General features: G+C 70.5%; 18 protein-coding genes and 1 riboswitch. Of the genes, 4 read left to right on the top strand and 14 right to left on the bottom strand.

Features of this window, described 5'->3' with window-relative positions; translation table 11 throughout:
• Positions 1–140: 140 nt before the first annotated feature.
• Positions 141–1,097, top strand: coding sequence for an adenosylcobinamide-phosphate synthase CbiB (cbiB, locus tag ACT54L_RS06945; RefSeq protein ID WP_476085178.1), 957 nt, complete (start codon positions 141–143; stop codon positions 1,095–1,097).
• Here the strand turns inward: cbiB and cobF are convergent.
• Genes cobF through cbiE form a run of 4 tightly spaced genes read right to left on the bottom strand, consistent with a single transcriptional unit; the run spans position 1,050 to position 5,194 of the window.
• On the bottom strand, positions 1,050–1,859 hold the full coding sequence (gene cobF / locus ACT54L_RS06950) for a precorrin-6A synthase (deacetylating) (RefSeq protein ID WP_476084812.1): 810 nt from the start codon (positions 1,857–1,859) through the stop codon (positions 1,050–1,052). The genes cbiB and cobF overlap by 48 nt on opposite strands.
• A complete protein-coding gene (locus tag ACT54L_RS06955) occupies positions 1,856–3,175 on the bottom strand; it encodes a cobyrinate a,c-diamide synthase (protein ID WP_476084813.1) in 1,320 nt (439 codons plus the stop codon). Before ACT54L_RS06955 ends, cobF begins: the two co-directional genes overlap by 4 nt.
• Positions 3,175–3,957, bottom strand: coding sequence for a precorrin-4 C(11)-methyltransferase (gene cobM, locus ACT54L_RS06960; RefSeq protein WP_476084814.1), 783 nt, complete (start codon positions 3,955–3,957; stop codon positions 3,175–3,177). The genes ACT54L_RS06955 and cobM overlap by 1 nt, the downstream gene beginning before the upstream one ends.
• Before the next feature lie 16 nt (positions 3,958–3,973).
• Complete coding sequence (cbiE, locus tag ACT54L_RS06965) at positions 3,974–5,194, bottom strand: precorrin-6y C5,15-methyltransferase (decarboxylating) subunit CbiE (protein WP_476084815.1); 1,221 nt, start codon at positions 5,192–5,194, stop codon at positions 3,974–3,976.
• Here cbiE and ACT54L_RS06970 point away from each other — a divergent pair.
• On the top strand, positions 5,193–5,945 hold the full coding sequence (locus tag ACT54L_RS06970; RefSeq protein ID WP_476084816.1) for a cobalt-precorrin-6A reductase: 753 nt from the start codon (positions 5,193–5,195) through the stop codon (positions 5,943–5,945). The genes cbiE and ACT54L_RS06970 overlap by 2 nt on opposite strands.
• Here the strand turns inward: ACT54L_RS06970 and cobJ are convergent.
• The 8 genes from cobJ to ACT54L_RS07010 are packed head-to-tail and all read right to left on the bottom strand — an operon-like array spanning position 5,921 to position 14,601.
• Entirely contained in the window at positions 5,921–6,655 is a 735-nt protein-coding gene (cobJ, locus tag ACT54L_RS06975; RefSeq protein ID WP_476084817.1) for a precorrin-3B C(17)-methyltransferase, read from the bottom strand. The two genes, ACT54L_RS06970 and cobJ, sit on opposite strands and share 25 nt — an antisense overlap.
• Positions 6,652–7,383 carry a precorrin-2 C(20)-methyltransferase gene (locus tag ACT54L_RS06980; protein ID WP_476084818.1) on the bottom strand — a complete coding sequence of 244 codons (732 nt, stop codon included), beginning with the start codon at positions 7,381–7,383 and terminating at the stop codon, positions 6,652–6,654. The genes cobJ and ACT54L_RS06980 overlap by 4 nt, the downstream gene beginning before the upstream one ends.
• A 9-nt stretch (positions 7,384–7,392) precedes the next feature.
• Positions 7,393–8,022, bottom strand: coding sequence for a precorrin-8X methylmutase (locus ACT54L_RS06985; RefSeq protein WP_476084819.1), 630 nt, complete (start codon positions 8,020–8,022; stop codon positions 7,393–7,395).
• Entirely contained in the window at positions 8,022–9,188 is a 1,167-nt protein-coding gene (cobG, locus tag ACT54L_RS06990) for a precorrin-3B synthase (protein WP_476084820.1), read from the bottom strand. Before cobG ends, ACT54L_RS06985 begins: the two co-directional genes overlap by 1 nt.
• Positions 9,185–12,433 carry a cobaltochelatase subunit CobN gene (gene cobN / locus ACT54L_RS06995; RefSeq protein ID WP_476084821.1) on the bottom strand — a complete coding sequence of 1,083 codons (3,249 nt, stop codon included), beginning with the start codon at positions 12,431–12,433 and terminating at the stop codon, positions 9,185–9,187. The genes cobG and cobN overlap by 4 nt, the downstream gene beginning before the upstream one ends.
• Before the next feature lie 3 nt (positions 12,434–12,436).
• On the bottom strand, positions 12,437–13,501 hold the full coding sequence (gene cobW, locus ACT54L_RS07000; protein WP_476084822.1) for a cobalamin biosynthesis protein CobW: 1,065 nt from the start codon (positions 13,499–13,501) through the stop codon (positions 12,437–12,439).
• A 12-nt stretch (positions 13,502–13,513) separates the two neighbouring features.
• On the bottom strand, positions 13,514–13,864 hold the full coding sequence (locus ACT54L_RS07005) for a DUF1636 family protein (protein WP_476084823.1): 351 nt from the start codon (positions 13,862–13,864) through the stop codon (positions 13,514–13,516).
• Between the two features lie 56 nt (positions 13,865–13,920).
• On the bottom strand, positions 13,921–14,601 hold the full coding sequence (locus tag ACT54L_RS07010; RefSeq protein ID WP_476084825.1) for an energy-coupling factor ABC transporter permease: 681 nt from the start codon (positions 14,599–14,601) through the stop codon (positions 13,921–13,923).
• A gap of 258 nt (positions 14,602–14,859) precedes the next feature.
• A riboswitch (cobalamin riboswitch) is annotated at positions 14,860–15,077 on the bottom strand.
• A gap of 92 nt (positions 15,078–15,169) precedes the next feature.
• On the opposite strand from ACT54L_RS07010, the gene cobO reads away from it, so the two are divergent.
• On the top strand, positions 15,170–15,787 hold the full coding sequence (gene cobO, locus ACT54L_RS07015; RefSeq protein WP_476084826.1) for a cob(I)yrinic acid a,c-diamide adenosyltransferase: 618 nt from the start codon (positions 15,170–15,172) through the stop codon (positions 15,785–15,787).
• Between the two features lie 17 nt (positions 15,788–15,804).
• Positions 15,805–17,253, top strand: coding sequence for a cobyric acid synthase (locus ACT54L_RS07020; protein ID WP_476084827.1), 1,449 nt, complete (start codon positions 15,805–15,807; stop codon positions 17,251–17,253).
• A gap of 9 nt (positions 17,254–17,262) precedes the next feature.
• Here ACT54L_RS07020 and ACT54L_RS07025 read toward each other — a convergent pair whose 3' ends face one another.
• Both ACT54L_RS07025 and cobD read right to left on the bottom strand, forming a co-directional pair.
• Complete coding sequence (locus ACT54L_RS07025; protein WP_476084828.1) at positions 17,263–19,350, bottom strand: putative bifunctional diguanylate cyclase/phosphodiesterase; 2,088 nt, start codon at positions 19,348–19,350, stop codon at positions 17,263–17,265.
• Between the two features lie 166 nt (positions 19,351–19,516).
• Positions 19,517–20,590 (bottom strand): threonine-phosphate decarboxylase CobD, encoded by a 1,074-nt coding sequence (gene cobD / locus ACT54L_RS07030; protein ID WP_476084829.1) that lies wholly within the window; start codon positions 20,588–20,590, stop codon positions 19,517–19,519.
• Positions 20,591–20,633: the final 43 nt, after the last annotated feature.

Consider the following 20,633-nt stretch of genomic DNA (forward strand, 5'->3'; position numbering starts at 1 on the left):
GCGATCGGCTTGCCCGGCATGCGGCCGCGCCACAGGCCCGAGGGAGGAGCACTGCCAGGTGCGGTGCGCCCCTGCCGCTGAGATGGTTTCAGTCTCGGCGAATGGCGTTCTAGAAGGGGTGGCGCGACCTCAAGGAGCCCATCGTGTTCGCCTTCGCCATGCTCATCGCCCTGCTCGTCGACGCCGCGGTCGGGTGGCCGGATCGCCTCTATGCCCGGGTGGGCCATCCCGTGACGTGGCTGGGCCGGCTCATCGCCACGCTCGATGCGCGGCTGAATGAGGGCACTCCGTCTCGCCGGCGGCTGTTGGGGGTGGTGACGCTGATGCTGGTGGTGCTGGCGGCGGCCCTGCCTGCATATGCGCTGCAGCGGGCGGTCGGGCAGATCCTTGGCTGGAATTGGGCGGGCATGATGCTGGTGGGCATCGCCGCGTGGCCGCTGGCGGCGACCCGGTCGCTCTATGTCCATGTGGCGGCCGTCGCCCTCCCCCTGCGCCAGGGGGACTTGGCGGCCGCGCGGCGCGCAGTCGCCAATATCGTGGGCCGCGACGTGAGCGTGCTCGACGAGGCGGGCGTGGCGCGGGCGGCCATGGAGAGCCTGGCGGAGAACGCCTCCGATGGCGTGGTGGCCCCGCTTTTCTGGGGGGCGGTGCTGGGCCTGCCCGGCATTGCGGCCTACAAGGCGGTCAACACCCTGGATTCCATGATCGGCCACCGCACCGAACGCCATGAGGCCTTCGGCTGGGCCTCGGCCCGGCTCGATGATGTCGTCAATCTCATCCCCGCCCGGCTAACGGGGCTGCTGCTCGCCCTCGCCTCCCCGCGCCCGGTTCGCGCCCTTGCGATCATGATGCGCGACGGTCATCGCCACCGCTCGCCCAATGCCGGCTATCCCGAGGCGGCCATGGCCGGGGCGCTGGGCGTGCGACTCGCCGGGCCGCGCATCTATCACCACGTGGTCGCGCAGGAGCCCTGGCTCAATGGCGCGGCGCCCGATCCCGTCCCCGCCGACCTCGACCGCGCCCTTCGCCTCTATGTGACCGCCATGGCCCTAGGCGCCGCCCTGCTCGCCGCCATCGGCCTCATGAGCGCGGCCTGAGCGGCGCAGCAGATAGATGTCCATGATCCAGCCGTTGCGCGCGCGCGCGGCGCGGCGTTCGTCCACGATGCGCGGCCCCATCTCCATAAGGGGGCCCGCCAGGAGGATCTGCTGCGGCAGGCCGAGATAGGCCCCCCACCAGATCTCCACCCCCTCCGGCGGCACGCTCTGGAAGGAGGTTTCCCCGTCCAGCATCACCACCAGCGTGTCGGCGCCCTCGGGCCAGCCGGCGGTGCGCAATTGCCGGCCGGTGGTGATGAGAACGGGCGCGCCGATGTCGTTGAGGGGCAAGCCATGGGCCGCGGTGAGAAGCTGCACCGAGGTGAGGCCAGGCACCACCGTGACGCGCAGCGGCAGGAGGGCCGACAGGCGTTCGGCGATGCGCAGGGTGCTGTCATAGAGGGACGGGTCGCCCCAGACCAGAAGCGCCACGCGCCCTCCCCGCCCCTGGAGGCCCGCCACCATCTCTTGCCGCCAGGCCTCCGCGATGGCATCGTGCCAACGCTCGACGCCATCACGATAATCCCCGTCCGCGTCACGGACCGGCATCTGGAATTCGGCGATGCGGACAGCGGGGTCGGTGACATGCTCGGCGAGGATGGCACGGCGCACCTCCGCCAGATCCGCCTTCTGCCGCCCCTTGAGCGGCACCAGGATGAGATCGGCGGATTTCAGCGCCTTCACGGCCCCGAGCGTCAGATGGTCGGGGTCGCCCGTGCCGATGCCGATGAGCATCAGCTCGATCTGCTCCAACGGCGTCATCGGGCCTCCGCCACCAGATGAAAGAAGGAGCCGCTCACGAGGCCTCGGCGGGAGCCCGTCTCCGGCACCGGCACGCCGGCGGCGTCGGTGACCTCGGCCAGCGGAGGGTCCGGCTGGGCGAGGATGGTGGAATAGTGAAACTCGTGCCCGCGCAGACGCGCGCCTGCGTCATGGCCGGGGATGGGCGCGAGAAGCTCGGCCACGCGATAGCCCAGATGCATCTTGCGCTGGTGATAGGACGTCACGAGCCCGAGCAGCCCGAGCATCGGATGGCGGACGCCCTCCTTGTCCACCAGGGCCTCGCCCAGCACCATGTAGCCGCCGCACTCCCCATGAACGGGCCGCGTTGCGGCGAACGAGCGAACACCCGCCAGAAACCCGCAGGCCGCCGCGATCCGCCCCGCATGCAGTTCGGGATAGCCGCCGGGCAGCCAGGCCACGTCCGCCGTCGGGTCCGGCCCCTCATCGGCGAGGGGAGAAAAGGGCAGGATCTCCGCCCCCGCGTCGCGCCATCCCTCCAGCACATGGGGATAGACGAAGGAGAAGGCCGCATCCCGCGCCAGGGCGATGCGCTGGCCCGGCGGCGGCGAAAGCCGCGCCAGGGGAGCCTGCGGCCGCGCCCCGGCGGACGCGGCGCGCAGCACCGCGTCGAGGTCCACATGCCCCTCCACCAGATCGGCCAAGCCGTCCAGGATGGCGTCGAGCGCCTCGGTCTCCTCCGCCTGGACGAGGCCGAGATGGCGCTCCGGCAAGGCGATGGCATCCCGCCGCGGGAGGCTGCCGAGCACGGTGAGCCCGGTGCCCTCGAAGCCGTGGCGCAGCAAATCCCCGTGGCGCGGGCTCGCCACCCGATTGAGGATGACACCGGCAACCGCCACATCGGGCCGAAACCGGGCGAGGCCGCAGGCCACGGCGGCGGCGGTCTGCGCCTGGCCGGAGCAATCCAGCACCAGCAGCACCGGCCAGCCGGCGAAGGCGGCGATATCGGCGCTCGCCCCGGTGCCCAGGGCGCCGGAGACCTTCACGCCGTCGAACAGGCCCATGGAGCCTTCCGCCAGCGCCAGGTCCGCCCCCTCCCCCTTGGCCAGCAGCGCCTGGAGGAGCGCCTCCGGCATGGACCAGCTGTCCAGGTTGAAGGAGGCACGGCCTGTGGCGGCACGGTGGAAGGCCGGGTCGATATAATCCGGCCCGCATTTGAAGGGCTGCACCTTGAGCCCGCGCCGGGTGAGCGCGCGGGCAAGGCCGAGGCTCACCGTGGTCTTGCCCGAGCCGGTACTGGGGGCGGCGAGCAGAAGGCCGGGAGGCGGCTTGCCCATCACTCGGCCTCCGGAAAGCGCGGATGTGTGCCGCGCGGCCGGTAGCGGCGGTCATAATCGTCAGCATAGAGCCGGCTTTCGCCGAACGCAGCCGTGCCCAGGGTCCGGCCCACCAGGATGAGCGCCGTGCGGTCCAGCCCCTCCCCCGCTTGGGCGACCAGTGTGGCCAGCGTGCCGCGCACCACCTTTTCGTCCGGCCAGCTCGCCCGCCAGACGATGGCGGCCGGGCAGTCTTCCCCATAATGGGGGATCAGCTCCCTGACCACGCGCTCCAGCACATGGATGGAGAGGTGAATGGCCAGCACCGCGCCGGTGGCGGCGAAGGCGGCGAGGTTCTCGCTTTCCGGCATGGCGGTGGCGCGGCCGGTGGTGCGGGTGAGCACCACCGATTGCGCCAGACCCGGCAACGTGAGCTCCGCCCGAAGCACGGCGGCGGCGGCGGCGAAGGAGGGCACGCCGGGCGTGACATCATAGGGAATGCCCAGCGCCTCCAGCCGCCGCACCTGCTCGCCCATGGCGGACCAGACGGAGAGGTCGCCGGAATGAAGGCGGGCCACATCCTGCCCCTCGCCATGCGCCCGTGCCATCTCGCCGATGATCTCGTCCAGCGACAGGGGGGCGGTGTTCACGATCCGCGCGCCCGGCGGACAATGCGCAAGGACGCCCTCCGGCACCAGGGAACCCGCATAGAGGCAGACGGGGCTTGCCGCGATGAGGTCACGTCCCCGCAGCGTGATGAGATCGGGCGCACCCGGCCCGGCGCCAATGAAATGCACCGTCATGCCCGCCCCTCCCCGCTCATCGCACGACGCTCCATTGCACGATGGGACGGGCCGGCGTCCAGCCGCGCATGCCGCCCAAGGGCTGCGCCTGCGCCAATTCGATCCGCATGAGCGTGCCGCCGTGGCGGGCGGACCAGTCCGCGAGCAGCGCCTCGGTCTCCAATGTCACCCCGTTGGCGACAATGCGCGTGCCGGCGGGCAAGAGCGACCAAAGCGCTTCCAGAAGAGGCGCACTGCCGCCCCCGCCGATGAACACGGCCTGTGGCAGGGGCAATGCGACCAGGGCCTCCGGCGCCTTGCCTTCCACCACCTGAAGCTGATCCTCCACGCCGAAGGCGCGGCCATTGGCGGCGATGGTGGCGGCCCGGTCGGCGCGCGGTTCGATGGCGATGGCCCGCCCGCCGGGTCCGGTTGCCAGCAGCCACTCGATGGCGATGGAGCCCGAGCCTGAGCCGATGTCCCACAAATGCTCGCCCCGGCGCGGCGCGAGGGTGGAGAGGGTCAAGGCGCGCACTGGACGCTTGGTGATCTGTCCGTCATGGCTGAAGGCCTCGTCCGGCAGGCCGCTGGCCCGGATGGGGCCGCGCCCGCCACGCACGTCGAGCGCCACTCCCACGAGGGGACCCGCCAGGGTATCCGCCAATCCGGCCGCCACGCAGCGCACCACCCGCTCGTCTGGCCCCCCCATGGCGGTGCAGACGTGCGCCGCGCTGGCACCGAACCCGTTTTTGTCCAGCCACGTCCCCAGCGCCCGCACGGCTGCGCCGTCGCGCACCAGGCAGATGAGGCGTGCGCCTTCGGACAGATGCGCCCGCAGGCGGGAGAAGGGCGCCGCATGAAGGCCGAGGCAGGTGGTCTCCTCCAGCCGCCAGCCGAGGCGGGCGGCGATGAGGGAAAAGGTTGAAGGCGCCGGAAAGGCGCGCCATTCGGCAGGGTTAAGGTGCGCCGCGAGGCTCCCCCCGACACCGAACCAGAACGGATCGCCCGAAGCGAGCACCGCCACCTTGCGCCCCCGCTGCTCCAGCACCGGTGCGACGGAAAACGGCAAGGGCCAGGGCTGCCCCCGCTCGCCCACGCCGGCAAGGGCCAAGTGACGGGGGCCGCCGAATACGATATCCGCCTCGTCCAGCGCGGCGCGGCTTGCAGCGGTCAGGCCGGAAAGGCCATCCTCGCCAATGCCGATAAGGGAGAGCCAGGGCTGCATGGGATCACCGGGCCTGGAAACGGAAACGAGCATGCGCGTCCTGCTTTTGGGCGGCACCTCCGAGGCGAGCCGGCTGGCGGCGGCCTTGGCGGCACGCGGCGTGGACGCGGTCTTCTCCTATGCGGGCCGCACCGATGCGCCCATCCCCCAGCCGCTGCCCACCCGCGTGGGCGGCTTCGGTGGCCTGGAGGGGCTGATCGCCTATCTGCGCGCGGCGGGCATCACCCACATGGTGGATGCCACCCACCCCTTCGCCGCCGGCATGAGCCGCAATGCGGTGGCAGCAGCCGCCGAGACGGGCATTCCGCTCCTCGCCTTGGAGCGCCAGCCCTGGACGGCGCAGCCCGGGGACCTGTGGCGCCCTGTGGAGGACGTGGCGCAGGCCGTGGCGGACCTGCCGGAGGCCCCGCACCGAGTCTTCCTGGCCATCGGCCGGCAGAATATCGGCGCCTTCGCGGCTCGTCCCCAGCATTTCTATCTGCTGCGCATGGTGGAAGCGCCCCGCTCCCCCCCGCCTCTGCCCGATCATCACATCATCGCCACGCGCGGGCCATTCAGCCTGGAAGACGATCTCGCCCTGATGCGCGCCCACGGCATTTCCTGGGTGGTGTCCAAGAATGCGGGCGGTCCCCAGGCGGGCGCAAAGATCGAGGCGGCGCGCCAGCTTGGCCTGCCCGTGACGCTGATCGCCCGTCCCCCCATCCCGCCGCGCCCCCGCGCCGAGACGGTAGAGGAAGCGCTCGCCTGGCTGATGGGCGCTCATGGCCCGCGCCTCGGCGTATAGACCCAGCGGCCCACCTGACGGGTGGCGGAACTGCCGATGATGACCAGGGTGCGCATGTCCACGATCTGAGGATCGGTCTCGCTCAGCGGCGCGATGCTCACGCTCTCTCCCGGCCGGCTGGCATCCTTGACCAGCATCACCAGCCGGTCCCCGGCCCCGGCCTCGGCCAGCACCGCAAAAGCCGCGCCCAGCGCATCGGGCCGGGCCTTGGAGCGGGGATTGTAGAGGGCGATGGCGAAATCCGCCTCGGCCGCGAGCTTTAGCCGGCGTTCGATGAGCGACCAGGATTTCAAATTGTCGGAGAGGTTGATCGCGCAGAAATCATGCCCGAGCGGCGCCCCGACAGTCGCCGCCGCTGCCAGCATGGCGGTGATGCCGGGCACCACCGCGATGTCGAGATCGCGCCATTCCGGCGCCTCTTCCAGCGCCTCGAAGACCGCTGCCGCCATGGCGAACACGCCGGGGTCACCGCCCGACACGATCACCGCATGCCGCCCCTCAGCCGCCGCCGCCAGCGCGGCCCGCGCCCGCATCAGTTCCTCGCCATTGTCGGAAGCATGGCGCACAAGGCCGTCCCGCGCCGCCACCCGCGATACATAGGGCGCATAGCCGAAGACATCGGTCGCGGCACCAAGCGCCGCCTCCGCCTGCGGCGTCAGGAGCTCCGGCGCGCCGGGCCCCAGCCCGACGATGCGCAGGGAGCCGCTCATTCGGCCACCATGGGCCGCCGACCATTGCCGGCCACCAGCACAGTCGCGAAATAGGGGCAGTCGACCACGTCCGCTTCCGCCAGGCGCACCACCCTCTGGCCGGGCATGGTGCCGCGCTCGATCAGCAAGGCCTCGCCGAGGCGCCCGGCCTTTTCCAGCGCGCGGCGCACCTTGGGCAGGTTGCGGCCGGTCTTCATGACCACGATGGCATCGGCCCCCGCCATGTGATGGGCCAACGCCTCCTCCGACAGCGTGCCCATGAGCACGGTGCACACGTCATCGCCCCAGGTGAAGGGCAGGTCCGCCACGTTCCAGCATCCCGCCATGCCGGTAATGCCGGGAATGACCTCCAGCTCCACCCGCCCCCGCAGGCGGATGAAGACATGCATGAAGGAGCCGTAGAAGAAGGGGTCACCCTCGCACAGCACCACCACGTCGCCATCCTCAGCCAGGTCCGCGAGGCGCGCCGCCCATTGGTCGTAGAAGGTGGCGAGGGCATCCACATAGCGTGGATCGTCGAACGGGATCTCCGTGGTGACGGGATATTCCATGGGATATTCCGCGCATCCCGGGGCCAGCAGGCCCTCCACGATGCGCCGGGCATTGCCTGCCCGCCCCTTCTTGCGGAAGTAGGCGATGCGGCGCGCACCCGACACCGCCCGATGGGCGCGCAGGCTCATCAAATCGGGATCGCCGGGCCCGAGGCCGGCACAGATCACCTTTCCCATGCCGCCCTCCTATTCCCTGGCGCTGGCAAGCGCATTGACCGCCGCCACCGTGATGGCCGACCCACCCAGGCGCCCCTCCACGATCAGCGCCGGCACGGGCGGGGCGGCCATGAGCGCGGCCTTGGATTCCGCCGCCCCCACAAACCCCACCGGGCAGCCGATGATGGCGGCCGGTCGCGGGCAGGCGGGATCTTCCAGCATGTTCAAGAGGTGGAACAGCGCGGTGGGCGCATTGCCGATGGCCACCACCGCCCCTTCCAGCCTCGGCCGCCACAATTCGAGGGCAGCGGCGCTGCGGGTGGTGGACATCGTCCGGGCGAGATCGGGCACACTTGGATCGTGCAGGGTGCAGATGATCTCGTTGCCTCGGGGCAGGCGGGCGCGGGTGATGCCCTCCGACACCATGCGGGCATCGCACAGGATGGGCGCGCCGGCTTCCAGCGCCGCCCGCGCGTCCTGCGCGAAGCTCGGGGTGAAGCGGATGAAGGGGGCAAGCTCCACCAGCCCCGCCGCATGGATCATCCGCACCGCCACCGGCTCCTCGGCAGGCGAGAAGCGCGCCAGCTCCGCCTCGGCCCGGATGATGGCGAAGGACCGGGCGTAGATGCGCGCCCCGTCGGTTTCATAAAGGTGCGGCATCAGGCGGGCTCGAACACGGATTGGGGGTTGGCGCGGATCCCGGCTTCGCTCAGGGCGAACCTCGCCGGCACGTCGCGGGCTGTGCCCTTCAGGATGAGGTCAAAGCCGGATGAGGTCGCGCAAAGGGTGACATCGGACGCCCCTTGACGGGCGCAACCCTTGGCGCAGCCGGAAACGTGCAGGTGGCGCCCCGGCGGGATGAACGGCGCCAGATGGCGGGCGAAATCGCGGGTCGGGGCAAGGGCCTGGGGACAGGCGGGCGCGCCGGAACAGGCGCTCACCGCGAGAAGAGGATCGCCGGGCAGAAGGGTGAGGCCCGCAACGGCGGGAACATCCTGCGGCCCGACCACCAGCAGCATCCGCCAGGGCGTGACCCGGATCTCCCGCCCGAGGCCCGCCAGGGCGGCGAGGGCCTGCGCCTCCAACTGCCCGAAGGCAGCACCCACCAGGACGCCCTCGGCGCGGGGGCCGACCGTGGGCACAGTGGCCTCGGCCGGCCGCGCATGGCCGGAAAGCGCCGGATCCAGCCGCGCGCCGGCTGCCAGATGCCGCGCCATGCGCCCGCGTCCCTCCACCACGCCACCGCTCGCCACGAACCAGCGGGCCATGCGCAAGGCAAGATCAGCGGCGGCGGAGGCATCGGCGGAAAGCCCGGTCGGCGCGCCGTCCGGCCGCACCAGAAGCCGGCCAGCCTCGTCCCGTTCGATGCGAATGTCGGCGGGCGCCGTGGCGAGGACGCGCGCGGGGCCGGTGTCCACCGCAAAGCCGAACTTGCCGGGAAGATCCGGCCCGGTCGACAGACCCGCCTCCAGCCGGCGGGCCATCTCCAGCGTCTCGGCCCGCGACTCGCCCGCCCCCAGGGGCGTGACGATGATGTTCCGGCGCGCCTCGAAGGCCGGGTCGCCATCGATGAGACCATGCACCGCAAGGGCCTGTAGAAGCGGCAGATGTCCCTCGGGCCGTACGCCTCGGATCTGGAAATTGGCACGGGAGGTGAGGTCGATCAGGCCATTCCCATGAAGCCGGGCGCCTTCCGCGATGGCCAGTGCCTCGGCGGGCGACAGGCATCCGCCATGGGGCCGCACCCGCACAACGAGGCCGTCGCCGCTCTCCATGGGGCGCAGCGCGCCAGGGCACCAGCCCTTGATCTCGAAGGCCGCGCTCACGGCGTCGCCTCCAGGCTGGCGGCGATGGAATTGCGGCGCGTCGTCCACACGCCCGCATCCCGCAGGCGCAGGAAGAGCGCGCGCAGGGCATCAAGGGCGGCGGGGTTCTCGCGGGCCATGAACGCAGTCACTTCGGGGCGGCCAAGGGTGGCCTCGTGGTAGAGATCGAACAGATGGGAAGGTACGACCCCGGCCAGATGAGCGAAAGCAGCCATATGGTCAAGTGTGGCCGCGATCTCCGCCGCTCCGCGGAAGCCGTGCGCCATCATGCCATTCGCCCAGGCCGGGTTGGCGGCCCGAGCGCGCACCACGCGGGCCACCTCCTCGGCGAGGGAGCGGGCGCGGGGCGTCTCGGGCCGGGTGGCGTCCAGGTGATAGAGCGCCGGTTTGGCCGCGCCGTCGGAAAGCCGGGCCACGGCGGCCGCAAATCCGGCTTCATGGACGGCATAGTCGGCGGCCAGGAGCAGGTCGGTTTCCGGCAGATCCTGCGCATGAACAAAGGCATTCGAGGACAGGACGCGCCGCTCCAGGGCCGCGCGATCCGCGGTGGCGACGCCGTCGCGGCCGAGGGCATAGGACGACGCCTTCAGCCAGGCCTCCCCTGCCGCCGCACGGGCCTCGTCCGAAAAATCCCCGAACCTCAGGTCCATGCCGGCGCCATACTGGCCCGGACGGGGGCAGAAGACGCGGGGCTCGCCCTTGCCATAGGGGTTCTCGTCGCCGGGCTCGTCCCGCTCCGCCAGGGCCTCGGTCGCCGCCTGGAACAGCTGGCCGAGACCTGGAAACACATCGCGGAACAGGCCCGATATGCGCAGCGTGACCGCAATGCGCGGCCGCCCCAGCAAAGCGGGCGCGAGAATCTCGAAACCCGTCACCCGGCCGCTGCCATGGTCCCAGACCGGCTTCACGCCAGCCAAATGCAGCGCCATGGCGAAGTCCTCGCCTGCCGTGCGCATGGTGGCCGAGCCCCAGAGGTCCACCACCAGCCCGCGCGGCCAGTCGCCATGGTCCTGCAAATGCCGGCGCAGCACTTCCTCGGCCATCTTCACGCCCGCCGCATGGGCGTTGGGGGTGGGAATGGCGCGGGGATCCACCGAATAAAGATTGCGGCCCGTGGGCAGCACGTCCCGTCGGCCACGATAGGGCGAGCCGGCCGGTCCCGGCGCCACCCGGCGCCCGTCGAGGGCGGCCAGCAAGCCGTCCCGTTCCCGGGCGCCGCACGGACCCTGACCGAACACATGGAGCCCCTGCCCCAGCTGGCTTTCCTTGATGTCGCAGACAAAGCGGTCGATGCGGGTGATGGCCTCCGCGGCGCTCGCTTCCGGGGGCAGGCCGAGATCTTCCTCCACCCCGGCCGCGCGCGCCTCTTCGCGGACATCGGCGATCAGGCGGGTGCGGCGGGCGGGATCGAGGCCGTCCGCATTGGCATATTCGTCCAGGAGGCGCTCAAGGCGGGCGAGTCCTTCGGGCACCTCGGCCGCCACCAGCGGGGGCGGCAGATGGCCGAGCGTCACCGCACCGATGCGGCGCTTGGCCTGCGCGGCCTCGCCGGGATCGTTGACAATGAAGGGATAGATGACCGGCATTGCCCCGGTCAGCGCCTCCGGCCAGCAGCCAGACGACAGCGCCACCGCCTTGCCCGGCAGCCATTCCAGCGTGCCGTGCGCGCCCATATGAATGAGGGCATGAAGGCCGAGCGACCGCAGCCACAGATAGAAGGCCACATAGGCATGGCGCGGGGTGCGGCTCAAATCGTGATAGTCGCCCTCCCGTGAGGCAACGGTCCCGCGTTCCGGCTGGAGGGCGACCAGCATCTCGCCGGCCTTCATGGCACGGAAGTGGAAGGCGCCGTCGTGTACCGCCGGGTCGTCCTCCGGCTCCCCCCAAGCGGCCGCGAGGCTCTCGCGCAACGGTTCGGGCAGGCAGGCCAGGGCGTCCCGATACGCCGAGACCGGCCAGCTCAGGTCCGCGTCCGCCAGGTGCTCCAGAGGCTGCACGGGCTGGGCGGCGGCATAGCCTGCGACTGCAAGGTCATCGAGCAACGCCCGCGTGGAGGCGAGCGTGTCGAGCCCCACCGCGTGGGCCATCTGAAAGGCGCGACCGGGATAGGTGGAGAGCACCACGGCCAGCCGCCGCGCCCTTGGCGGCGTGCGGGCGAGCTTTTCCCAAGCGAGGATGCGCTGCACGGCCGCCGACACCCGCTCGGCATCGGCCCGGTGGGAGAAGCGGGAATATTGCAGGTCCTCATCCCGCCGGCCAGGCGACTTGAAGGAGACGACGCCCGCAAAGAGCCGCCCATCCACCTCCGGCAGCACCACGTGCATGGCCAGATCGGCGGGGGAGAGGCCCCGCTCCGCCTCGCGCCACTCCCTTTTCCGGGCGGTGGAGAGCGCCACCTGGAAGACCGGGCAGCCGACGCGATCGAAGGCCGCGCGGCCGTCCTCGCCAAGCGCCGAGAAGGCGGTGGCATTGAGGATCACCGAAGGCCGTGCCCGATCGGTGACGCCATCCAGCCAAGGCCGGACGCCCGGCGCCTTCAGCGAGGGGGCGAAGACGCCCATGGCCTCAAGCCCCGCGCCGCGCAATTCCCTGATCAGCGCGTCCACCGGCCCGGTATCGGCGGCGGTGACATAGGAGCGGTAGAAGGCGACGAGCGCCACGCGCGGCCCCCAGACGGGCTCCGGCACAACCCCTTGGTCGGGATCATAAAAGCCCTGATCCGGCAGCTCGGTAGCGCCGTCCACCGGCCCGGCGGGAAGGCCCGCCGCCTCGGCCAGCACCGCCAGCGCCTTCTGCGCCGCCACGGCCCCGCCCGCGTCGCAAAGTCGGGACAGATGACGCAGCAAGGGCACCGGCACCGTGGAAAGGGCATCAAGCCGCCCGTCGGGACGCCCATCCGCGGGCAGGACGGCGAGGGCCAGCCCCCGCTCCCGCGCCAGGCGGTTCACGCTGGCGAGACCATAGGCCCAATAGGGCTCCCCGCCGATGAGCCGCACCAATATGCCCCGCGCGCCGGCCAGGGTGCGCTCCACATAGGTGTCCACGGAGATGGGATGGCGCAAAGCGACGAGGTTCGCGAGGCGCAGCGTCGGCAGGCTTCCGGCCGCCCGCTTCCATCCCGCCGCGAAGGCGCCGAGATCACTGTCGGAAAAGGAGAGGACCACGAGATCGGCCGGGCTCTGGCCGATATCCTGCGGAATGTCGGCTTCCTCCAGCCCATGGCGCTCGCGGAAGACGACGTGCAACGATCAGGCCTCCACCGGCGTCCCGCCGAGCACGCGCGCGAAGGCGGCGGGGTCCACATGGTCGTGTTCGGCGATGCAGACCAGGCGGGAGACCCGCGCCTCGCCCCCCCACGGCCGGTCATATTGCCACCGCACCCGCTCGCCTACCGCCTGGACCAGGAGGCGCATGGGCTTGCCGGCCACCGCCACATAGCCCTTCACCCGCAGCACCTGCTGCTCGCGGGCCAGCCGCCGCACGGCCTCCGCGAGGCCTTCCGGCGCCTCGATTTCCGCCAGGGTGATGACGGCCGATTCGAAGTCCTCATGATCGTGCTCGTCCTCGCCGTCATGGTGGCTGGGGCGCGCTTCGAGGTCGTTCTCGGCCTGGGCATCGAGGCCCAGAATGATGCGGGGATCAACGGCCCCATCCGTCACGGGAATGAGCGGCAGCGGACGCGGCAGCTCGCGCTCGATCACCGCACGGGCGGCGGCGAGGCCCTCTTCGCCAGCCAGGTCCGCCTTGGTGAGGAGGACGAGATCGGCGCAGGCCAGTTGGTCCTCGAACACCTCGGACAGAGGCGTCTCATGGTCGATGCTGCCGTCCGCTTCCCGTTGTGCTGCAACGGCTTCCTCGTCCGGCGCGAAGCGGCCGGCGGCCACAGCCTCGGCATCCGCGAGGGCGATCACGCCATCCACCGTGATGCGGGAGCGGATGGGCGGCCACTCGAAAGCCTTCAGGAGGGGCTTGGGCAAGGCGAGGCCCGAGGTCTCGATCAGGATATGGTCCGGCCGGCGCGGCAGGGCCATCAGGCGCTCGATGGTGGGCACGAAGTCATCGGCCACCGTGCAGCAGATGCAGCCATTGGCGAGCTCGATGATATTCTCCGCCGGACAGGCCTCGTCGGCGCAGGATTTCAGGATCTCCCCATCCACCCCCACCGTGCCGAACTCATTGACCAGAATGGCGAAACGGCGACCGTTCGCATTGGCCATGAGGTGCCGGATCAGCGTCGTCTTGCCCGATCCCAGGAAGCCCGTGATGACCGTCACGGGGATCTTGGCAAGGTCGGAGGCAGCACGGTCAGTCATGACTCATCAATCCTAAAGAGGCGGCACGCGGGCGATGGAGCGCTTGCGGATGATCTCGGCGCGCTCCCGCCACGGCACCAGGCCGTCGGCGGTGCGGCCATAGGCGGCGGCGGCGTCCAGCAGCACGGGCGCGTCCAATTCCCCCATGTCGCCATACACATAGGTCCAGCGCCCAGGAGAGGAGAAGGCCACCGCCGCGCCCCTCGGGCAGGCGGACAGGCACTCAACCGGCACCACCTGGACACCGTCCGGGCACGGTTCGCGCAGCAAGGCCTCATGCAGGCGGCGGCCGGCGCAGGGCTGCCCCTCCACCTGAACCTCGCCGGCGCGGCAGGTGATGCAGACGTTCAACGTGACAGACATGCCTGTTCCAGCAATGGGTTAGGCGGCCCGGCGGCGATCGCGCCGGGCCGGCGATCTCACGCCGCCGCGTGGTGCAGGCGGGCGGTGAAGAGGCGGCCCGAGGTCAGGGCGTGGAGCTGTTTGGCGGCGAAGAGGACCGCGAGGTCCACCAGCGGCTCCACCAGGATCACCAGCATGTAGGCGCCGCCGAACTGGGCGATCTCCACCAGATTCTGCGCCGCAAGGCCGCCGCCATAGATGGACCAGAAGGCCACCCACGCCACCACGCCAGCCTGATAAGTGGTCGAAAGCGCAAGGGCTTGGCCGTATTTCAGCTCCACATAGGGGGTCGCCGGGGCGATGACGCGACGGGCCAGAGCGGAGAGGCCGAAGAGCGGCACCAGCAGGGTGGTGACGTTCATGCCGTACTGCGGCAGGTCGAAGGGGGCGAAGAAGAGGCCCTGGATGAGCAGGCCGAAGGCAAGGCCCAAGGCGGCGGGGGCGGCGCCGAAGAGCAGGAACAGCGTGGAGCCGAGGATGAGGTGAACTTCCGAAACTCCCACCGGATAATGGGGGAACACCTCGAAAAAGCAGAAAACCAGTGCCGTGGTCAGCACGGTGCGGCCGACGAGCGGCAGGACGCCGGCTTCCCGCGCGGTGTCGGCGGCAAGCTTCAGGGCATAGCCGCCGGCAGCGGCGCCGGTGGCATAGCTGAGGACGATCTTGGCGCCGTCGACGACGCCGGGCTCCATGTGCATGTGGGTCTCCTAGAAGTCGGGATGTCGGGGTTCAACGGGCCGGAAAAGACGACAGGACAGCGTCGCGCGCGCCGGGACAACGCCGGGCATCAACATTATAAGTCATTGGTAAATAAGAGTAATTACAGGCCGCAGCCTGTCGGTGACGGATCTGGAACACCATGCGCCTCGCCCTCCGCGGTCGCCGGCGGGGAAGAAGGCAAGGCTCCAGGCATGCGGGATTGCGCGCCGTGACGTCCGCCCTCCAGGACACCCCGCCCGGATCAAGTTGGGATGGCTGGTCTCCTGGCTCGCGGGTCTCGGCTTCCTCGATCCTTCCCGGCCGTCACTTGCCAGTGGATATGTTCGAGGTCGCTCGCCGCTTACAGTTGCGGGGGCAGCTGTGGAATGGGTGGACGCGCCACCGCACCACATTCCCAATTAGCCGAAACACTTGTTTTCACAAGACATTCGGCACCATCATGACAGAGCTTACACGAGGTCGTGAGCGCCCGCAACATTCCTCCTGTCCCCCAAGGGCCGGTCGTGCCATAGACGGGCAAAGCCCTCCCTCCGAGAAAGGCCGCCCATGAGCGAGACGTCCGACGCCGATGCCCGCCACAGCCAGAAGATGGCCCGGATCAAGGCTTCGCGCGACAAGATCATGGCCGGAAAAACCGGTGAGAAAGGCCTCCTCATCGTTCACACCGGGCCGGGCAAGGGAAAGTCGACCGCCGCCTTCGGAATGGTGCTGCGGGCGGTGGCACACGGCATGCCGTGTGCGGTGGTCCAGTTCATCAAGGGGGCCTGGGATACCGGCGAGCGGCGGCTCCTGACCACCCGCTTTGCCGACCTCTGCCAGTTCCACGCCATGGGCGAGGGCTTCACCTGGGAGACGCAGGACCGCCAGCGCGACATCGCCGCCGCCGCCGCCGCGTGGGAGAAGGGCAAGGAGCTGATCCGCGACCCGGACATTCGCCTGGTGGTGCTGGACGAGATCAACATCGCCCTGCGCTATGACTATCTGGACCTGGCCGAGGTGCTGGCCTTCCTCAAGGCCGAGAAGCCGCCTTTGACCCATGTGGTCCTCACCGGCCGCAATGCCAAGCCGGAGCTGATCGAGGCGGCGGATCTCGTCACCGAGATGACGCTGATCAAGCACCCCTTCCGCTCGGGCATCAAGGCCCAGGCGGGCATCGATTTCTAAATAGCGGGATCAAGGCCATGGCGCGCGCCCTCATGGTGCAGGGAGCCGGCTCCAATGTGGGCAAGTCGCTGCTGGTGGCGGGCCTGTGCCGGGCGGCGCGGCGGCGGGGGCTGAAGGTCGCCCCGTTCAAGCCGCAGAACATGTCCAACAATGCCGCCGTCACCGTGGATGGCGGCGAGATCGGCCGGGCCCAGGCGCTCCAGGCGCTGGCGGCGGGCCTTTTGCCGGTGGTGGACATGAACCCGGTGCTGCTGAAGCCCGAGACCGATGTGGGCGCCCAGGTGATCGTCCAGGGCCGGCGCCTCGCCACCGTGAAGGCGCGGGCCTATGGGGCGCTGAAGCCGCAATTGCTGGCCTCGGTCCTGGAGAGCTTCCACCGTCTCAGGGCGGACCATGACCTGGTCATCGTGGAAGGCGCGGGCAGCCCGGCGGAGGTGAACCTGCGCAAGGGCGACATCGCCAATATGGGCTTTGCGGAAGCGGCCGGCGTGCCGGTGGTGCTGGTGGGCGACATCGACCGGGGCGGCGTCATCGCGCAGATGGTGGGCACCAAGGCGGTGCTGGACCCGGCCGATGCCGCGCGCATTTCCGGCTTTCTCATCAACAAGTTCCGGGGCGACCCGAGCCTCTTCGACGACGGCTATGCCTTCATCGCCGAGCGCACCGGCTGGCGTGGCTTCGGGGTGGTGCCCTTCTTTCCGGGTGCATCCGACCTGCCGGCGGAGGATGCCCTGGACCTTGCCCGCAAGGCGGGCGGGGGGCCGGTCAAGATCGTCTGCCTGGCCTTGTCCCGCATCGCCAATTTCGATGATCTCGATCCGCTCCAGCAGGAGGCGGGGGTGGCGGTGGAGATGATCCTGCCCGGCCGTCCCCTTCCGGGGGATGCGGACCTCGTCATCGTGCCCGGCTCCAAGTCCACGCGGGGGGACCTTGCCTTCCTGGGGGCGCAGGGCTGGGACATCGATCTACTCGCCCATGCCCGGCGCGGCGGGCGGGTGCTGGGCATTTGCGGCGGCTACCAGATGCTCGGCCGCACCATCGCCGACCCCGACGGCCTGGAAGGGCCGCCCGGCACCTCGCCGGGCCTCGGCCTTTTGGAGGTGGACACGGTGATGACCGGCGACAAGCGCCTCACCCGGGTGAGCGCCCGCCATCTGGCGAGCGGCCTGCCCATCGCGGGCTATGAGATCCACATGGGCCGCACCCAGGGCCCCGATTGCGCCCGCCCCTTTGCCGACCTCGACGGCACGCCGGATGGCGCCATCTCGGCCGACGGGCGGATCACCGGCACCTATCTGCACGGCATGTTCACGGACGATGCCTTCCGCGCCGCCTTCCTGAAGGGGCTGGGCGCCGCGCCCTCCGGCCTTGCCTATGGCGCGCGGGTGGACACCACCCTTGATGCGCTGGCCGCACACCTGGAGGCGCATGTGGATGTGGAGGGGCTTCTGGCCCTGGCGCGGTAAGCGAACGCCTCAGGCCGCCGCGACGCCGGTCTGCGGCGGGGTGGGCGCGGGCGGGCGTCCATCCACAAGGGGGGCGGGCCGGCCGAACAGATAGCCCTGGACCTCGGTGCAGCCCTCGGCGCGCAGAACGTCAAGCTGCGCCAGCGTCTCCACCCCTTCCACCAGAACCCGCATGTGGAGGGCGCGGCCGAGCGTCAGCACCGCCCGCAGGATGGCCAGCCCGTCCGTGCTGCCGGCGATGTCGCGCAGGAACAGGCGGTCCAGCTTGATGCGATGGAACGGAAAGGCCCGCAGCGTATCGAGCGAGGAATAGCCGGTACCGAAATCGTCCATGGCCACCGTCACGCCCAGCGCGCGGATGGCGGTGAGCACGTCCAGACACCTCTGCCGGTCGGAGATGAGCATGGTCTCGGTGACTTCCAGCTCCAGGCGATCGGGCGCAAGGCCGGTCTCCTCCAGCACGCGGGCCAGGAGGGCGGGCAGGTCGCCCTGCAGGATCTGCAGCGCGGACACGTTGACCGCCACGCTGGCCGCGGTCGGCCAAGCCGCCGCATGGCGGCAGGCGGTGCGCAGCACCCATTCCCCGATTGGGATGATGAGGCCGCTTTCCTCCGCCACGGGGATGAAATCGGCCGGGGAGATGAAGCCGCGCAAGGGATGGCGCCAGCGCAGCAGCGCCTCATAGCCCAGCACCCCAGCAGGTCCACCCGCCACTTCGGTCGGGGGACCGGCGGCGGCTGGCCGGTCGAGAGCCACCTGCACCTGGTAATGCAGCTCGAATTGGTCTTGCCGGAGGGCGCGGCGCAGCTCGTGCACCAGATCCCGCCGGGCCCGGGCCGCCTCGTCCATGCCCGGCTCATACCAGCTCACCCCCCGGCCGGGGCGCCCCTTGGCGCGCAGAAGCGCCAGGTCCGCATTGCCCAGCAGTTGAGCCGCATCGTCCCCATCCCGCGGGAACAGGGCGACGCCGAAGCTCGCCTGGGGCATCACCTCCAGCCCTCCCACCCGGACGGGCGCCTCGATGCCCCGCTGAAGGCGCCGGATGAAATCCTCCACCTGCTTGCGCTCGAAGAACAGCTTGGTGGCCACGAACTCGTCGCTGCCCATGCGCGCCAGGAACTCCCCCGTGCCGAGCATGGCCTGCATGCGCCGCGCGGCTTCGCGCAACAGGGCATCGCCGCCCTGGTGGCCGTGAACCCCGTTCACCGCCTTCAGCCGGTCGAAGTCGAAGGTCACCACGGCGAGACTCGCGCCCCGCCCCCGGGCGCGGGCAAGGTCCTTCTCCAGGTGGACGGCGAGGCTGTTGCGGTTCGGCAGGTCGGTGAGCCCGTCCACCAGTGCCAGCCGCCGCAGCGCCTCCAGCGCCTGGGAATTGGCATCGGAATCGATCATGGCGCTGACCCCGCCGGTCGCGGCGATCAGCAGCACACCGAAAGTCAGCACGACCGCCAGCTGGCCGGTGTCCGTCTGGCCGCTCTCCACGTCGCCGAACGGCACCAAGGTCAGCCCCGACATGCCGGTGAAGTGCAGCGAGACGATGCACAGGACGAAGGCGCCAAGGGCAAGGCGCGGCCGCCCGCCCACCTCAAGGGCAAGGCAGGCCAGCGCAAAGACGATGGCAAGCCCCACGGACGCGATCACATAGGGCCGGTTCCAGATGAGCAGGCCCTGCACCTCATAGGCGGTCATGCCCACATAATGCATGCCCGCAATGCCCGCCCCGAGCGTCACCCCGGCCAGGAACCAGGCCAGCACATGGCGCCCCTGGTGGCGCCCGCCGAGGCGCTCGGGCAAAAGGTGGAAGGCCACCGCCGTGCTGCCGATGACGAGGAACAGAGAGAGCAGGGTGTGGAAGGGATCGTAGGCCGCGGGCACGTCGTTGCGATAGGCCAGCATGGCGACGAAATGGGTGCACCAGACCGCGCAGCCCGCCGAGACGGCGGCGATGAAGATCCAGCCGAGCCTCTGCCGCCCCTGCCGTCGCCGCGCCCTGCGGAACAGCTGGATGGCGATCGCACTGCCAGCGAGGCACACCAGGAGCGAGAGGACGACCAGCCAGGGATTGTGCTCTGCCGTCAAGCACGAAAGGATACGCATAGAAGAAAGGCAGCCGAGTGTGAAGGTGACACAGCTCTAACGTGTAATCGCCCGACTTGGCCTCGGCAATGCACGAATTTTTGTGGTCTTTTTTAGCGTCTTTTCGCTTCTTTCGCGGAACAAGACGGCGCCGGGCGCGTTTGTCCCGCCAAGCTTGCCTGGGGCTTCAGGGCGCCGCCGCCAAGGACGACCCGAGGGTTGGAGCAAGAGCCGGGGCGAGGGTCTGGGCCAGGCGCTGCCAATGGGCCGGGCAACCGGGCAGGCCCAGGCGCACCAGATGGGGCGACCAGGGGAAGATGCGCACCCAGATGTGCGCCTGCGCCAGATGCCGACGGGCGGCGCCGGCGTCGGCGCAGGCATAGAGGCGGAAGAGGTCCGTGCCCCCCGCGCCGCGCCAGCCGGCGGCGGCGGCGAGGCGGTCCAGCTCCCCCGCCTCGGCCCTGAGGCGGGCCATGGTGGCGCCGGCCCAGGCTTGGTCCGCCAGCGCCCGGCTGGCGATAGCGATGGCCGCGCCCGAGACCGGCCAGGGGCCGGCGAGATCAGCGAGGCGGGCGACATCGGCTCCATGGCCCACCACGAAGCCCAGCCGCAGGCCCGCCAGGCCATAGAATTTGCCGAAGGAGCGCAGCACCAGCAGCCCCGGCCGGTCCGCCAGGGGGGCGAGGGAATGCTCCGGGGTCGGGTCCATGAAGCTCTCGTCCACCACCAGGCGCCCCACCCGGCCGGCCAGCGCCAGCAGGTCCTCCCGCCCGTAAAGGCGACCATCGGGATTGTTGGGGTTCACCACCACGGCAAGGTCCGCGCCGGCCAGATCCTCCAGCCGCTCCGCCTCCCGCACCTGCCAGCCCCGCGCCCGCAGGGCGGCGGCGTGCTCGTTATAGGTGGGCCCGCGCACCGCCGCGATGCCGGGCGGCGCCAGCAGCGGCACGAGCTGAATGGCCGCCTGCGCCCCCGCCAGCGGCAGAAGCGGAGCGGCGGTGCCATAGGCCGCGGCGGCCGCCGCCTTCAGCCGGTCCATGTCGGCGCGGGTGGGCAGGCGCGTCCAGGCCGCCTCCGGCAGCGGCGGCACGGGATAGGGCTGTCCATTGATGCCGGTGGACAGGTCGATCCAGTCGCCCGCCGCCCCGCCATAGGTGGCGATGGCCGCGTCCAGATCGCCGCCATGGTCGCGCCCGGGCGATGCCGGCTCCGGCGCGCCCGCTTCGACCTCACGGGCAGATGGGGCGTCGACCAAGGCCATGCTCTCGTCTCGTTGGTGATGGGGCGGAAAGTGTCAGGAAAGC

The organism is Aquabacter sp. DMC10, assembly GCF_056314145.1.

Coding starts and splice junctions, on each gene's coding strand:
- cobF (WP_476084812.1), bottom strand. CDS start 1,859: ATGACGCCGTTGGAGCAGATCGAGCTGATGCTCATCGGCATCGGCACG.
- ACT54L_RS06955 (WP_476084813.1), bottom strand. CDS start 3,175: ATGGGCAAGCCGCCTCCCGGCCTTCTGCTCGCCGCCCCCAGTACCGGC.
- cobM (WP_476084814.1), bottom strand. CDS start 3,957: ATGACGGTGCATTTCATTGGCGCCGGGCCGGGTGCGCCCGATCTCATC.
- ACT54L_RS06970 (WP_476084816.1), top strand. CDS start 5,193: ATGCGCGTCCTGCTTTTGGGCGGCACCTCCGAGGCGAGCCGGCTGGCG.
- cbiE (WP_476084815.1), bottom strand. CDS start 5,194: ATGCTCGTTTCCGTTTCCAGGCCCGGTGATCCCATGCAGCCCTGGCTC.
- cobJ (WP_476084817.1), bottom strand. CDS start 6,655: ATGAGCGGCTCCCTGCGCATCGTCGGGCTGGGGCCCGGCGCGCCGGAG.
- ACT54L_RS06980 (WP_476084818.1), bottom strand. CDS start 7,383: ATGGGAAAGGTGATCTGTGCCGGCCTCGGGCCCGGCGATCCCGATTTG.
- ACT54L_RS06985 (WP_476084819.1), bottom strand. CDS start 8,022: ATGCCGCACCTTTATGAAACCGACGGGGCGCGCATCTACGCCCGGTCC.
- cobW (WP_476084822.1), bottom strand. CDS start 13,501: ATGACTGACCGTGCTGCCTCCGACCTTGCCAAGATCCCCGTGACGGTC.
- ACT54L_RS07005 (WP_476084823.1), bottom strand. CDS start 13,864: ATGTCTGTCACGTTGAACGTCTGCATCACCTGCCGCGCCGGCGAGGTT.
- ACT54L_RS07010 (WP_476084825.1), bottom strand. CDS start 14,601: ATGCACATGGAGCCCGGCGTCGTCGACGGCGCCAAGATCGTCCTCAGC.
- cobO (WP_476084826.1), top strand. CDS start 15,170: ATGAGCGAGACGTCCGACGCCGATGCCCGCCACAGCCAGAAGATGGCC.
- ACT54L_RS07020 (WP_476084827.1), top strand. CDS start 15,805: ATGGCGCGCGCCCTCATGGTGCAGGGAGCCGGCTCCAATGTGGGCAAG.
- ACT54L_RS07025 (WP_476084828.1), bottom strand. CDS start 19,350: ATGCGTATCCTTTCGTGCTTGACGGCAGAGCACAATCCCTGGCTGGTC.
- cobD (WP_476084829.1), bottom strand. CDS start 20,590: ATGGCCTTGGTCGACGCCCCATCTGCCCGTGAGGTCGAAGCGGGCGCG.